The 13,298-nt window shown below is 65.1% G+C and carries 12 protein-coding genes; 5 read left to right on the forward strand and 7 right to left on the reverse strand.

The annotated features are described in order from the left end of the window. Positions 1–529: 529 nt before the first annotated feature. The 3 genes from F2P44_RS29610 (at position 530) to nadC (ending at position 4,247) form a co-directional block, all read left to right on the forward strand. Positions 530–2,128: an ABC-F family ATPase gene (locus tag F2P44_RS29610; RefSeq protein ID WP_054264505.1), complete on the forward strand. Its 1,599-nt coding sequence runs from the start codon at positions 530–532 to the stop codon at positions 2,126–2,128. A gap of 122 nt (positions 2,129–2,250) precedes the next feature. After that, complete coding sequence (nadA, locus tag F2P44_RS29615; protein ID WP_167092856.1) at positions 2,251–3,384, forward strand: quinolinate synthase NadA; 1,134 nt, start codon at positions 2,251–2,253, stop codon at positions 3,382–3,384. Beyond that, the gene (gene nadC, locus F2P44_RS29620) at positions 3,381–4,247 is read left to right on the forward strand and encodes a carboxylating nicotinate-nucleotide diphosphorylase (RefSeq protein ID WP_167092858.1); all 867 of its coding nucleotides are present in this window, start codon (positions 3,381–3,383) and stop codon (positions 4,245–4,247) included. Before nadA ends, nadC begins: the two co-directional genes overlap by 4 nt. Here nadC and F2P44_RS29625 read toward each other — a convergent pair. The 5 genes from F2P44_RS29625 to nadB form a co-directional block, all read right to left on the reverse strand. Continuing rightward, positions 4,237–4,761 carry a lipocalin family protein gene (locus tag F2P44_RS29625; protein WP_223165124.1) on the reverse strand — a complete coding sequence of 175 codons (525 nt, stop codon included), beginning with the start codon at positions 4,759–4,761 and terminating at the stop codon, positions 4,237–4,239. The genes nadC and F2P44_RS29625 overlap by 11 nt on opposite strands. Before the next feature lie 82 nt (positions 4,762–4,843). After that, positions 4,844–5,668, reverse strand: a complete 825-nt coding sequence (locus F2P44_RS29630) for an NAD-dependent protein deacetylase (protein WP_167092860.1) — start codon at positions 5,666–5,668, stop codon at positions 4,844–4,846. Continuing rightward, positions 5,658–6,059: a PPC domain-containing DNA-binding protein gene (locus F2P44_RS29635; protein ID WP_167092862.1), complete on the reverse strand. Its 402-nt coding sequence runs from the start codon at positions 6,057–6,059 to the stop codon at positions 5,658–5,660. The genes F2P44_RS29630 and F2P44_RS29635 overlap by 11 nt, the downstream gene beginning before the upstream one ends. A 10-nt stretch (positions 6,060–6,069) precedes the next feature. Continuing rightward, a complete protein-coding gene (locus F2P44_RS29640) occupies positions 6,070–6,975 on the reverse strand; it encodes a DMT family transporter (RefSeq protein ID WP_167092864.1) in 906 nt (301 codons plus the stop codon). Positions 6,976–7,012: 37 nt separating this feature from the next. Continuing rightward, positions 7,013–8,629, reverse strand: coding sequence for an L-aspartate oxidase (gene nadB / locus F2P44_RS29645; RefSeq protein ID WP_167078652.1), 1,617 nt, complete (start codon positions 8,627–8,629; stop codon positions 7,013–7,015). A gap of 169 nt (positions 8,630–8,798) precedes the next feature. Here nadB and F2P44_RS29650 point away from each other — a divergent pair, with 169 nt between their 5' ends. Beyond that, positions 8,799–10,190 carry a TIGR03013 family XrtA/PEP-CTERM system glycosyltransferase gene (locus F2P44_RS29650; RefSeq protein ID WP_167092866.1) on the forward strand — a complete coding sequence of 464 codons (1,392 nt, stop codon included), beginning with the start codon at positions 8,799–8,801 and terminating at the stop codon, positions 10,188–10,190. 28 nt (positions 10,191–10,218) lie between these two features. Continuing rightward, positions 10,219–11,574 carry a PEP-CTERM-box response regulator transcription factor gene (prsR, locus tag F2P44_RS29655; RefSeq protein ID WP_167092868.1) on the forward strand — a complete coding sequence of 452 codons (1,356 nt, stop codon included), beginning with the start codon at positions 10,219–10,221 and terminating at the stop codon, positions 11,572–11,574. On the opposite strand, the gene F2P44_RS29660 is transcribed toward prsR, so the two are convergent. Together F2P44_RS29660 and F2P44_RS29665 are read right to left on the reverse strand one after the other, a co-directional pair. Beyond that, positions 11,566–12,366, reverse strand: a complete 801-nt coding sequence (locus tag F2P44_RS29660; protein ID WP_167092871.1) for a hydrolase 1, exosortase A system-associated — start codon at positions 12,364–12,366, stop codon at positions 11,566–11,568. The two genes, prsR and F2P44_RS29660, sit on opposite strands and share 9 nt — an antisense overlap. Continuing rightward, complete coding sequence (locus F2P44_RS29665; protein WP_167092874.1) at positions 12,366–13,214, reverse strand: hydrolase 2, exosortase A system-associated; 849 nt, start codon at positions 13,212–13,214, stop codon at positions 12,366–12,368. The genes F2P44_RS29660 and F2P44_RS29665 overlap by 1 nt, the downstream gene beginning before the upstream one ends. Between the last annotated feature and the right edge of the window lie 84 nt (positions 13,215–13,298).

Raw genomic sequence — 13,298 nt, forward strand, 5'->3', positions numbered from 1 at the left:
AACTTCTGCACCATCCGCTCCTGCCTCGACACCCTACGCAAACAAGGGCACAGCATGCTGGAAGTGCTGCGCCGTGCATTTGCTGGCGATCCGATCAGGCCAACTGCGTAGCGGCTGAATAGTTACGCAGATCGTTAGGTTTACCTCGCCGAGTACGCATTTCCATCGAATGAAGATGGGATAAGTGGGAGCTGTTCTCGGACAAAAAAATCGTCGGAACTCCTGTTATGCACACGAGGTCGCGCGACGCTACAAATGCGAGGAAGGGAAGCATCGCTTGGACTGTGCGGATGTGCCGCCCAGGCACAAATGGAGGTGTGCGGGCTTGAGCGTCGGGACACGCAGTGCGAAGCAAACCCGGCCACGATCCCACGACCAACGGCCGGCTCAGGCCACGGCCGGGCAGCCCCCGCAGATTGCGCGCCAAGTCATTGTTTTCGATGCGATGTACTGCGGCGGGCGGTGCATATTGTATAATGGCCGATTAGCGCTCAGCGCCTGTTTCCATTCGCAAAAGACCCAATCCAGCATGCTATCCACAGCTAACATCACGATGCAGTTCGGCGCCAAGCCGCTGTTTGAGAACATCTCCGTCAAATTCGGTGACGGCAACCGTTACGGCCTGATCGGCGCGAACGGTTGCGGCAAGTCGACCTTCATGAAGATCCTCGGTGGCGACCTCGAGCCATCGGGCGGCACCGTCATGCTCGACACCAACGAGCGCCTGGGCAAGCTGCGCCAGGACCAGTTCGCGTTCGAAGACATGCGCGTGCTGGACGTGGTCATGATGGGCCACACTGAATTGTGGAACGCCATCTCCGAGCGCGACGCCATCTACGCCAATCCGGAAGCGACCGACGACGACTACATGCACGCGGCCGAACTCGAAAGCAAGGTTGCCGAATACGACGGTTACTCGGCCGAAGCGCGCGCCGGCGAACTGCTGCTCGGCGCCGGCGTCTCGATCGACCAGCATCAGGGCCCGATGAGCGCCGTGGCGCCGGGCTGGAAGCTGCGCGTGCTGCTGGCACAGGCCCTGTTCTCGAATCCGGACATCCTGCTGCTCGACGAGCCGACCAACAATCTGGACATCAACACGATTCGCTGGCTCGAAGACGTGCTCAACGACCGCAATTCGACCATGGTCATCATTTCGCACGATCGCCACTTCCTGAACCAGGTGTGCACGCACGTGGCCGACATGGATTACGGCACGCTCAAGGTCTATCCGGGCAACTACGACGAATACATGTTCGCCTCGACCCAGGCGCGCAACCAGCAACTGGCCAACAATGCCAAGGCGAAAGAAAAAGTCGCCGAGCTGCAAGACTTCGTGCGCCGCTTCGCCGCCAACAAGTCCAAGGCACGCCAGGCCACCTCGCGCGCCAAGCAGATCGACAAGATCAAGGTCGACGACATCAAGCCATCGTCGCGCGCCTATCCCTTCGTGCGCTTCGAAGCCGAGAAAAAACTGCACCGCCTCGCGGTGGAAGTCGAAGGCATTTCCAAAAAATACGACCGTCAGCTGTTCAAGAATTTCAGCATCATGGTCGAAGCCGGCGAGCGCATCGCGATCATCGGCGCCAACGGTGCCGGCAAGACGACCTTGCTGCGCTCGATCGGTTCCGAGCTGACCGGTTTGCAGCCGGATACCGGCCGCGTCAAGTGGGCCGAGAACGCCAACGTCGGCTACATGCCGCAAGATCCGACCGAGGAATTCGCCACCGATGCGGTCCTGACCGACTGGATCGGCCAGTGGACCAAGGAAGGCGACGACGACCAGGCCGTGCGCTCCATCCTCGGCCGCCTGCTGTTCGGCGGCGATGACGTCAAGAAATCGGTACGCGTACTGTCCGGCGGTGAAAAAGGCCGCATGATGTACGGCAAGCTGATGCTCGGCCGCCACAACGTCATGCTGCTCGACGAGCCAACCAATCACATGGACATGGAATCGATCGAGTCGCTCAACATTGCGCTCGAAAAATACACCGGCACCCTGATTTTCGTCTCCCACGACCGCGAGTTCGTGTCCTCGCTGGCTAACCGCATCCTTGAAATCAAGGAAAACGAAATCGTCGACTTCCGCGGCAACTACGAGGATTACCTGACGAGCCAGGGTATCGACTAAGGCTGGCAACGGGGCGCCTGGCGTCCCGTTTGGCCATGTGGGGCAGGGCGGGCACCGAGGTGCCCGCGCGCCATTTCACGGCCGCCCCTGCAACGATTTCTCTCTTGTGAGATAGTACCGACATGAATATTCTCCCTATCAAGACCATCGAATACGAGCATCCCCAGGCCGGGCTGAGCTGCACCGCGCAAGCCTGGGCACGCACGCCGGCCGCGCCGTCCGCCGCCGAAAAAACGGCGCTCAAGGAACGCATCAAGCGCTTGCTGAAAGAGCGCAAAGCGGTGCTGGTGGCCCACTATTACGTGGATGGCGACCTCCAGGACCTGGCCGAGGAAACCGGCGGCTGCGTCTCCGATTCGCTCGAAATGGCGCGCTTCGGCCGCGATCATCCGGCAAAAACGCTGGTCGTCGCCGGCGTGCGTTTCATGGGCGAAACCGCCAAGATCCTCAGCCCCGAAAAACGCATCCTGATGCCGGACCTGGACGCGACCTGTTCGCTCGACCTGGGTTGCCCGGCCGACGAATTCTCGGCCTTTTGCGACGCCCATCCCGACCGCACGGTCGTGGTCTACGCCAACACCAGCGCCGCCGTCAAGGCCCGCGCCGACTGGATGGTGACCTCGTCCATCGGACTCGACATCGTGGCCCACCTGCATGCGCAGGGCAAGAAAATCCTGTGGGCGCCGGACAAGCACCTCGGTTCCTACATCCAGAAGCAAACCGGCGCCGACATGCTGCTGTGGCAGGGTTCCTGTCTGGTGCACGACGAATTCAAGGGCATCGAACTCGACCTGCTCAAGGCCGAGCATCCGGAAGCGAAGGTACTGGTCCATCCCGAGTCGCCCGCCAACGTGGTGGACCTGGCCGATGTGGTCGGTTCCACGACCCAGCTGATCAACGCCGCCCAAACGATGGGTGCAACGACCTTCATCGTTGCCACCGACAACGGTATCCTGCACAAGATGCGCGCTGCCGCCCCGGGCAAGCACTTCATCGAGGCACCCACCGCCGGCAACAGCGCCACCTGCAAGAGCTGCGCGCACTGCCCGTGGATGGCCATGAACGGCCTGCAAAACCTGGCCGACGTGTTAGAGAGCGGCAGCAATGAAATCCATGTCGATCCGCAAGTCGGCAAGGAAGCCGTGCGCGCCATCGACCGCATGCTTGACTTCGCCGCCGCGAAAAAAGCCAAAGCCTTGCCGACCAGCGCGTTGGCCAACGAAGCAAACCTGTTTTCCGGAGTGGGCCCAGCATGAGCAATTTACGAAATCCTTACGCCGTTTTTGATGCGGCGCTGCAAACCGCCTTTGAATCGAACCTGCTGGCCGCCTTGCTCGAAGACGTCGGCAGCGGCGACCTGACCGGCAAGCTGGTGCCCGACGACACCCGCGTGCGCGCCCGCGTGATCGTGCGCGAAGAAGCCGTGCTTTGCGGCGGCCCGTGGTTTGAAGGCGTGATGCTGGCCCTCGATGCGAGCATCGACGTCGATTGGCAATATGCCGAAGGCGACCTGATGAACGCAGGCAGCGTGGTGTGCACCATCGAGGCGCCGCCGCGCGCCTTGTTGACGGCCGAGCGCGCCGCGCTCAATTTCATGCAGTTGCTGTCCGGCGTGGCTACCGTCACGCGCAGCTACGTCGAAGTGGTCGAAGGCACCAAGGCATCCATCCTCGACACCCGCAAGACGCTGCCGGGCCTGCGCCAGGCGCAAAAATACGCGGTACGGGTTGGCGGTGGCAAGAACCAGCGCATGGCCTTGTACGACGGCATCTTGATCAAGGAAAATCACATTGCGGCAGCGGGCGGCGTGGGCAAGGCGCTGGCGGCTGCGCAAGCGCTCGATGCCGGCGTATCGATCCAGATCGAAGTCGAAACCCTGGCCCAGCTGAGCGAAGCGCTCGAGGCCGGTGCTACCTCCGTCCTGCTCGATAACTTCGAGCTGGCCACGATGTGCCACGCAGTCACGCTCAATGCGGGCCGGGCGTTGCTGGAAGCATCGGGTGGGGTGACCATGGATAGCGTGCGCGCGATCGCTGAAACGGGCGTGGACCGCATTTCCATCGGCAGCCTGACCAAGGACATCAAGGCCACCGATTTTTCGCTGCGGATTATCGACTGAGCGGAGACTGATCGACGTAGATCAGTTTCGATGTATCGAAACCAAGTGCCTGGGCCTTGGCGACCAGGCGCTTTTTTGTTGCCTCATCCATTGTCGGCGTGCGTGACAGCAGCCAGAAATAGGATGTATCGGGTCCGCTGATCAGCGAATAACTGTCATTCTCGCGTTCCAGGTCGAAGACGATGTAGGAACCGTAAAAGGGACCGAAAAACGAGACCTTCAGATAGCCGACGTCCGGCTTTTCGACAAAATAGGCCTTGCCGACTGATTCCTTCCACTCCGCCTTCCCGGCATGGTAGGCACGGTTGACAACCTTGATGCCGCCATCGTCGCGCATGCTGTAATCGGCCGTTACCCGGCTCAATCCGCGCTCGAACGAATGATCCAGGCGCGCGATTTCATACCACTTGCCGAGATATTTTGACGCATCGAATTTGGCGACCGGTTCAATGCCCGCCGGCTTGGGAACACAGCCGGCGAGCAGGAACGCCATTACCACTAATAGTGTTTTCATCATGAACTCCGCACCCAAAATGTTGAGTTTGATTGTAGCCCTGGGGGTAGAACGCGCCGTGCGCGATTGCTGCGGCAAGCCCTCATGCGAACTGCCTGAGCAGCGCGGGGAGGGCACTTTCGGCGCTGGCTTCGACCTTCAACGAGATCAATTCATCGGCGCGGGTCTTGCCCAGGTTGATCGCGGCAATCGGCTTGCCGCTGTCGGCAGCCATGCGGCAAAAGCGAAAGCCCGAATACACCACCAGCGACGAGCCGATCACCAGCAGGGCGTCGGCCTCCATCATGCGTGCCAGCGCTTCGCGTGTGCAGCCGGCCGGCACGCCATCGCCAAAGAACACCACGTCCGGTTTCAGCGTACCGCCGCAGTGCACGCAGTACGGCAGGTGGAATTCGGCCAGCGCATCCGGTTCCAGATGGGCGTCGCCATCCGGCGCGGGCGTGGCCACGGCGCCGGCCAGCGCCGGATTGGCATCGACCAGCTGGTGCTGCACGAAGGTGCGCGGAAAGCGCGCGTGGCAGTCGAGGCACACCACCTTGTGGATATTCCCGTGCAGTTCGAGTACGTCGGCGCTGCCCGCGCACTGGTGCAGGCCATCGACGTTTTGCGTCATGAGGGCGCCGAGCCGCCCGGCCGCTTGCAGTCCGGCCAGCGCGGCGTGGCCAGCGTTCGGCGCGGCCGCCGACAAGGCCGGATAGCCGACCATGCTGCGCGCCCAGTAGCGCCGCCGCACCGCTTCCAGCTTGCGAAAATCCGGCCCCTGCACCGGCGTTTTACCGCGCCGCACGCCATCGCGGTCGCGATAGTCGGGAATGCCGGACGCGGTGCTCATGCCGGCCCCGGTGAGCACCAGGACGCGCCGGTGGCGCTCGACAAAACCGGCCAGGGCGTCGCTGTCAGCAGTCATGGGAATGGACCACCAGCTCGTCGAAGCCGGATGCCGCGTCAAGCTCGCGCGCGAAGCGGTGGCCGGGCAGCAGGGCGATCAGGATTTCGGCCGTGGTGCGGATGGTGCAGCCTGCCAGCACGTGGCCGCCCAGCACGCGGCCGGCGGCATCGGCCACGGACATGTGCAGATGCGGGCCGTCCGGCGAGAGCGAGCCGGCCAGGGTCAGTATTTCGATGTCGCCCCCGACTTGCGTGGCCTGGGCGGCGCCGGCCAGGCGCAAACGCGCGCCGCGCAGGCTGCCGATGCCCTGCAAAACGAAGCCGGCCGCCGTGCCATGCGCGGCCAGCACGTCGGCCAGGGCCGCGCGCAAGTCCTGTCCCGGAACCAGCCTGAGAGGAAGTGTCTTCATGCGCCTGATTTTACCCGGCCTTGCGGCGCGACGAGAACACGATCCCGCCGACGATCAGCGCAAAGGCCACGCCGTGGTACAGATGCGGCAATTCGCCCAGGAAGGCCGACGACATCATGGCCGCGAACAGCGGGGTCAGATTGGTGAAAAACGCGCCCACGCTGGGCCCCGCGCGCTGCACGCCGGCACCCCAGCAGCGGAAGGCGATGATGGCCGGGCCGATGGCGACGTACAGCAGTGCCGCCGCGACGGTCCAGCTCCAGTGCACCGCCACGGTGCCACCGGCCCATTCGACGCCGGCGAAAGCGCCCGACCACAGCACGCCGTAGATGACCTGGGCCAGCAGGAAGGCGGCCCAGTCGGCGCGCACCGCGGGCGGATCGTTTTGGCGGGTCAGCAGCCAGCTGTAGAACGACCAGGCGATGGTGGCCAGGATCATGTACAGGTCACCGGCGACCATGCGCATCGCGGCCAGCTGGCTCCACTCGCCACGGCACAACACCACCAGCACGCCGACGATCGACATGGCTGCGCCGATGACTTGCTGGCGCCCGACCTTCACGCCGAAAAACAGCGCGCCGACCAGCAGCATCCAGACCGGCATGCCGGCCGCCACCAGCGTGACGTTGATCGGCGTGGAGCTTTGCAGGGCCAGGTATTGAAGGGAGTTATACAGGCCGATGCCGAGCAGGCCGAGAAGTGCGAAGCGGCGCCAGTTGCTGCGCAGCGCGTCGCTGGCGAACAGGCGCCGTCCCAGCGGCAGCAGGATCAGCATGGCGATCGACCAGCGCAGCAGGTTGAGCGTCATCGGCGGCACCGCGTCGCGCACCAGGCGGCCGACGATGGCGTTGCCTGCCCACAGGAGCGGGGGCAGGGTCAGCAAGCCGATGGTTGATGGAGACAGTTTTTGGTTCATGAGCTACCGTCGGTTCCCGCCTGGCGGGAACGACGCGTTAGCGGCGCGGCGGGGTCAGCACGCTTGGCAAGGCTTTCGGAAGCGTGTTCGGATAGTCGCGGCTGAAATGCAGGCCGCGGCTTTCGCGCCGCGTCAGCGCGCTGTTGACAATCAGCGAGGCCACGTCGACCAGGTTGCGCAGCTCCAGCAAATCGTGCGTGATGCGGAAGTTGCGGTAGTACTCGTCGATTTCTTCCTTGAGCAACGCGATGCGGTGCTGCGCGCGTTCGAGGCGCTTGGTGGTGCGCACGATGCCGACGTAATTCCACATGAAGCGGCGCAGTTCGTCCCAGTTGTGGGCGATGACGACTTCCTCGTCGGCGTTGGTGACGCGGCTTTCATCCCAGGCCGGCAGGTCGCGCGTTTCGCCTTTCGGCATGGCGGCGATTTCGTGCGCGCAGGCGCGTCCCACCACCAGGCATTCGAGCAGCGAATTGCTGGCCAGGCGGTTGGCGCCGTGCAGGCCGGTGCAGGCGGTTTCGCCGACCGCATACAGGCCCGGCACGTCGGTGCGTCCGGCCAGGTCGGTGACGATGCCGCCGCAGGTGAAGTGCACCGCCGGCACCACCGGAATCGGTTCCTTGGTGATGTCGATGCCCAGTTCCAGGCAGCGCGCGTAAATGGTCGGGAAGTGCTCCTTGAGGAATTCCGGACTCTGGTGGCTGATGTCCAGGTTGACGTAATCGAGGCCGCGCTTTTTCATTTCGAAGTCGATGGCGCGCGCCACCACGTCGCGTGGGGCCAGTTCGCCGCGCTCGTCGTACATCGGCATGAAGCGCGTGCCGGCGGCGGCGCCGGCTTCCGGCGGCAGCTTGAGCAAGCCGCCTTCGCCGCGGATCGCTTCGGTGATCAGGAAGGACTTGGCGTACGGGTGGTACAGGCACGTCGGGTGGAACTGGATGAATTCCATGTTCGAGACGCGGCAGCCGGCGCGCCAGGCCATCGCAATGCCGTCGCCGGTGGCGGTGTCGGGGTTGGTGGTGTACAGATACACCTTGCCGGCGCCGCCGGTGGCCAGCACCGTGTGCTCCGCCTCGAAGGTCAGCACTTGGCCGGTTTTCTCATCCTGCACGTACAAGCCGTAGCAATGCGGCTGGCCGGCGCTGGCCGCCGCTGGCTTGGGTCCCAGCTTGTCGGAAGTGATGACGTCGATCGCGCAGTGCTGCTCGAACAGGGAGATATTCGGATGCGCGCGCACCTTCTGTTCCAGCGTGACCTGGACCGCGTGTCCGGTGGCGTCGGCCGCATGGATGATGCGGCGCTGGCTGTGGCCACCCTCGCGGGTCAGGTGGAAGCCCATTTCGGCGGTCGGGTCGCGCGTGAACGGCACGCCCTGGTCGATCAGCCATTCGATCGCTTCGCGCCCGTGTTCGACGATGAAGCGGGTGGCCGCCTCGTCGCACAGGCCGCCGCCGGCCACCAGGGTGTCGTCGATATGCTGGGCGTGGCTGTCGCCCGAGTCCAGCACGGCGGCAATGCCGCCCTGGGCCCAGTTGCTGGCTCCGTCGAGCAGGGCCCGCTTGGAGATGATGGCCACGGTGCGCGTTTGCGCAAGGTGCAGGGCAACCGACAGACCGGCCAGTCCGCTGCCGACAATAGCGACGTCAAATTTCATGTTGGGCGAATAATTAGTGCAGAAGCATCACTATAGTCTATTTGGCTGCCCCGTGTCTGGCCTTCGGGAAATGCCCGGAAATGCTTGTTTGTAGTCAATACCTCTTATGCGTCTGTAAGCGATTATTTACCACGCCGTGCCGTGGGCACGTCGCTGGCAGGGAGGAACCGTGATCCGGATTTTCAGTCACTACGTATCCAAGATGGCGTTCGTGCTGCTGCTGCTCGAACTGTTGATGCTGCTCACCTCGGCCAGCGTGGCCTCGGTGCTGTGGTTTTCGGACCAGCACGGCCAGTTTCGCGCCGATAACCTGTATCTGTCATCGCTGACCTTCGCGCTGGTGATCATTTTCAGCATGAGCGCGCTCGGGATGTACCAGCATAGTTCGCGCGAGGGCATCCGCACCACCCTGATCCGCATCATGCCCTCGTTCGCGCTCGGGTTCGCGCTGCTCAGCGCCCTGATCGCGGTGCGTCCCGAGATCTATTTCGGACGCGGGATCAGCAGCGTGATCTTCGCCATCGGCGCCACCGCCGTGGTGCTCACGCGGCTGGTGGTGTTCAAGTCGGCCGAATCGGCGCTGCTCGAAGCGCGCCTCATTTTCGTGGGCAGCGGCGCGCTGGCGCGCGAGTGCATGGATCTGGCGCACAGCAAGATCGGCCTGCATCGGTTCAGCGTGGTGGGCTGCGTGCCGATCGCCGGCGAAGATAGCTGCGTGCCCGCCGCCGCGCTGCTGCCGGTCGGCGAATCGCTGCTGGAAATGGCGCGCCGCTACGAGGCGCGCGAGCTGGTGGTGACGGTGACCAACCGGCGCAGCAAGGAGTTCCCGGTTGGCGATCTGCTCGACTGCGCGCTCGGAGGCGTGCGCGTGATCGATGCCGCCACCTTCTTCGAGCGCGAGGCGTGCCAGATCCGGCTCGACTCGCTGCAGCCTAGCTACCTGATTTTCGGCGGCGGCTTCGACCAGAGCTTCTGGCGCGCCAGCGTCAAGCGCTGCTTCGACCTGGTGGCCAGCGGCTGCATCACGCTGGTGTCGCTGCCGCTCATGCTGATGGCGGCGGCCGCCATCACCTTCGACGATGGCGGGCCGGTGTTCTACCAGCAGGAGCGGGTCGGCAAGGATGGCCGCATCTTCAATGTGCTCAAGTTCCGCAGCATGCGCATCAATGCCGAGGCGCCCGGCGTGCCCACCTGGGCCGCGGCCAACGATCCGCGCGTCACGCGTGTCGGGCGCTTCCTGCGCATGCTGCGCATCGACGAGCTGCCGCAGATGCTCAATGTGTTCAAGGGCGAGATGAGCTTCGTCGGGCCGCGCCCGGAGCGCGCCTTCTTTGTCGAGCAGCTGGCACGCGATATCCCTTACTACAACGTCCGCCACAGCATCAAGCCCGGCGTGACGGGCCTGGCCCAGGTGCGCTACCAGTACGGCGCCTCGGTCGACGACGCCGTCCAGAAACTGCAGTACGACCTGTACTACGTGAAGAACAACAGCCTGTTCCTCGATCTGCTGATCCTGATCGATACGGTGCAGGTGGTTTTGCTGGGCAAGGGAAGCCGCTGAAGGTGAACCTCATTCAAGGAGCTGCATCATGGGCAAAAAGAAGCTGTTGGTGGTCGAAGACGACAAGGGTTTGCAGAAGCAGCTGCGCTGGAGCTTCGACGGGTATGAGGTGATCGTCGCCGAGGACCGCGAGAGCGCGCTGGCGCAGCTGCACCGCCATCGCCCGGCGGTGGTGACGCTCGACCTGGGCTTGCCGCCCGACCCGGACGGCGCCACCGAGGGGCTGGCCACCTTGCGCCAGATCCTGGCCGAAGCGCCCGGCACCAAGGTGATCGTCTTGTCGGGCAACCAGGAACGCGCCCACGCGCTCAAGGCGATCGGCATGGGCGCCTACGACTTTCACCAGAAGCCCTTCGATGCCGATACCCTGGGCCTGGTGGTGGCGCGGGCCTTTTATCTGCACGCGATGCAGGAAGAGAACCAGCGCATGCTGCAGATCGGCGCCGACTCGCCGCTCTCGCGCATCGTCACGCGCGACCCGGCCATGCTGCGCCTGTGCCGCAGCGTCGAAAAACTGGCGCCGTCGTCGGCCACGGTCATGCTGCTGGGCGACTCGGGCAGCGGCAAGGAGCTGTTCGCGCGCGGCTTGCACGACCTGTCGGCGCGCCACGAGAAGCGCTTCGTGGCCATCAACTGCGCGGCCATTCCGGCCGACCTGCTCGAGAGCGAATTGTTCGGCCACGAAAAGGGCGCCTTTACCGGCGCCGGCCAGCAAACCCTGGGCAAGATCGAAATGGCGCAGGGCGGCACCTTCTTCCTCGATGAAATCGGCGACATGGCGATGGCCTTGCAGGCCAAGCTGCTGCGCTTCGTGCAGGAGAGGGTGATCGAGCGCATCGGCGGACGCAGCGAAATCGCCATCGATGCGCGCATCGTGTGCGCCACCCACCAGGATTTGCCGCAACTGGTGCGCGAAGGCCGCTTTCGCGAGGATCTGTATTACCGCCTGAGCGAAGTGGTGCTGGCCATTCCGCCGCTGCGCGAGCGGGTCGGCGACGCGGTGCTGCTGGCGCACCACTTCAAGCACCAGGCCAGCCTGATGGAGCGGCGCAGCGTGCCGGCCTTCACCGAGGATGCGGTGCTGGCGATCGAGCAGTATGGCTGGCCGGGGAATGTGCGCGAGCTGGAAAACTGCATCCGGCGCGCGGTGATCATGTCGGAAGGGCCGCAGATCAGCGCGCGCGACCTGGGCCTGGCCGGCGCGCCGCAGTCGGACGCCCCGGTCAATCTGCGCCAGGTGCGCGACGCCGCCGAATACAAGGTGATGGTGACGGCGCTGGCGCGCACCAACGGGTCGATCGTCAAGGCGGCCGAGCTGCTCGGCGTGAGCCGCCCGACCCTGTACGACCTGATGCACCATCACGGCATCAGGATTTCACCATGACGCAATCCAGTTCGCGCTGACCTCGGCCACCGCGTCGCGCCAGGCGCGGCTGGCGAAGGTGCGGTCGGCGCCGTCGATGGTGACGCATTTGCAGCGCAGCTCGTGGCGCTTGAGCAGGGCGTCGACGTGCCGGGCGCCCGGTTCGTCGCCGCCCAGGATCACCAGGGCCGCGCCGTCGAAGCCCGCCAGGCTGGCCAGCACGCGCTGCGGCAGCGGCAGGCTGGCGTCGGCGGCGGCGGCGCGCATGTGCTGGCGCAGGGCGGCCACGCTGTCCTCACCATTGTGGCTGTCGCTGGCCACGCGCTTCCAGAAATCGAGTTCGCCGAGGCGCGCCAGCAGTGGCGGCAAGCCATGCGCGCGCGCCGTGCCGGCCGGCGTCTGCATCCAGGGATTGAGCAGCACCACGCCCGAGACGCGGGTGTCGGCATGGGCGTACAGGACGGCGGCCGTGGCGGCGTCGCCCAGGCCCCACAGCACCACGTCCTGCATGGCGGGCATCTGGGCGAAGAAGGCGCGCATGGCGGCCTGGAGGTCGTCGCCCAGCGCGTCGATGGGGCGCGCCTCGCCTTCGCTGTCGCCCATGCCGCGGTGGTCGAAGCGCATCACCGGGATGCCGCGCGCGGCCAGCAGCCGCGCCAGCAGCGTGAAATGGCGGTGGTTGCCGATGCGGTATTGCGGCGCGCTGGTCACCACCAGCACGCCGCGTGCTAGCGGCCGTTCGGGCAGGTCCAGAATGCCGATCAGGGAATTGCCGCCGCAGGTAAATTGCATTGTGCGTTGGGTGGCGTCCATTATGCCTCCGCCGTGAAGACGGCACTGGTGGCGGCCAGCAGCGCCGGACACTCGGCGATGTCGTTGGCGCCCCAGAACGGCACCCCCTCGATCGCGTGAAAATGCAGGGTGGTCCCGCGCGCGCTCCAGCGCCGGGCGATGCGTTCGGCGCTGGCGGCCAGCCGGTGCGGCGCCGGCGAGCCGCTGGCGAACCAGTGTACCTGGCAGGGCGGCAGCGGCAGCGCCGCCGCGTCGCAGGCATCGATGGCGTGCACCAGCGGCGCGGCCAGTTCGTAGCCGCCCGCTTCGAGCATGCCGCGCGCCAGCAGGTCGGCGCGCAGCTGGCTGGTGGTGCCGAAGCGGGCCGGATCGCCCGCTTGCATGCGCGCGGCCAGGCCCTGGCGCAGGAACTGGTTGATGCAGGTGCGCCCGTTCAGGAAAGGCTGCCACAGGATCACGCCGTCGACCGGCGCACCACAGGCGAAATCGAGCGCCAGCAGGCCGCCCAGGCGCAGGCCCCACAGGTGCAGCGGCAGGCCGGCGGCGCGCTCGGCGAGCCAGGCGCGCGCGACCTCCAGATCGCACTTCCATGCCTCCCAGCGCGCCTGGCTGGAGTCGCCGCAACTGTCGCCGCAGCCGAACAGGTCGATCTGCAGCACCGCGTAGCCGGCGGCGGCGAAGCGGCGCGCCTGCAGGGTGGCCATGCGGCGCGATTTGTTCATTTCATCGGCGAAGGGATGGACGTACAGGATCGCGCCGCGCGCGCGCAACTGCGGCGCCGGCGCGTGATACAGGCTGAAACGCGTGCCGGTCTCGACATTGAAGAAAAAGGGTTCGACGCGCGGAAGCGTCAACAGGGGCGCATTCATGGTGTTCTTTTCTCCTGTACGCACCCCGGACCGGGCCGGGACGCAAGATTGCGGGCGCACTGGTTAAGGAATGGTCGGTTCCCT

The sequence above is a fragment of the Massilia frigida genome (genome assembly GCF_011682175.1).
Taxonomy (GTDB): Bacteria; Pseudomonadota; Gammaproteobacteria; order Burkholderiales; family Burkholderiaceae_D; genus Telluria_A; species Telluria_A frigida.

What these genes read in the sequence shown, in the direction of transcription:
- F2P44_RS29610 (WP_054264505.1), top strand. Translation starts at nt 530, where the DNA reads ATGCTATCCACAGCTAACATCACGATGCAGTTCGGCGCCAAGCCGCTG.
- nadA (WP_167092856.1), top strand. Translation starts at nt 2,251, where the DNA reads ATGAATATTCTCCCTATCAAGACCATCGAATACGAGCATCCCCAGGCC.
- nadC (WP_167092858.1), top strand. Translation starts at nt 3,381, where the DNA reads ATGAGCAATTTACGAAATCCTTACGCCGTTTTTGATGCGGCGCTGCAA.
- F2P44_RS29625 (WP_223165124.1), bottom strand. Translation starts at nt 4,761, where the DNA reads ATGAAAACACTATTAGTGGTAATGGCGTTCCTGCTCGCCGGCTGTGTT.
- F2P44_RS29630 (WP_167092860.1), bottom strand. Translation starts at nt 5,668, where the DNA reads ATGACTGCTGACAGCGACGCCCTGGCCGGTTTTGTCGAGCGCCACCGG.
- F2P44_RS29635 (WP_167092862.1), bottom strand. Translation starts at nt 6,059, where the DNA reads ATGAAGACACTTCCTCTCAGGCTGGTTCCGGGACAGGACTTGCGCGCG.
- F2P44_RS29640 (WP_167092864.1), bottom strand. Translation starts at nt 6,975, where the DNA reads ATGAACCAAAAACTGTCTCCATCAACCATCGGCTTGCTGACCCTGCCC.
- nadB (WP_167078652.1), bottom strand. Translation starts at nt 8,629, where the DNA reads ATGAAATTTGACGTCGCTATTGTCGGCAGCGGACTGGCCGGTCTGTCG.
- prsR (WP_167092868.1), top strand. Translation starts at nt 10,219, where the DNA reads ATGGGCAAAAAGAAGCTGTTGGTGGTCGAAGACGACAAGGGTTTGCAG.
- F2P44_RS29660 (WP_167092871.1), bottom strand. Translation starts at nt 12,366, where the DNA reads ATGGACGCCACCCAACGCACAATGCAATTTACCTGCGGCGGCAATTCC.
- F2P44_RS29665 (WP_167092874.1), bottom strand. Translation starts at nt 13,214, where the DNA reads ATGAATGCGCCCCTGTTGACGCTTCCGCGCGTCGAACCCTTTTTCTTC.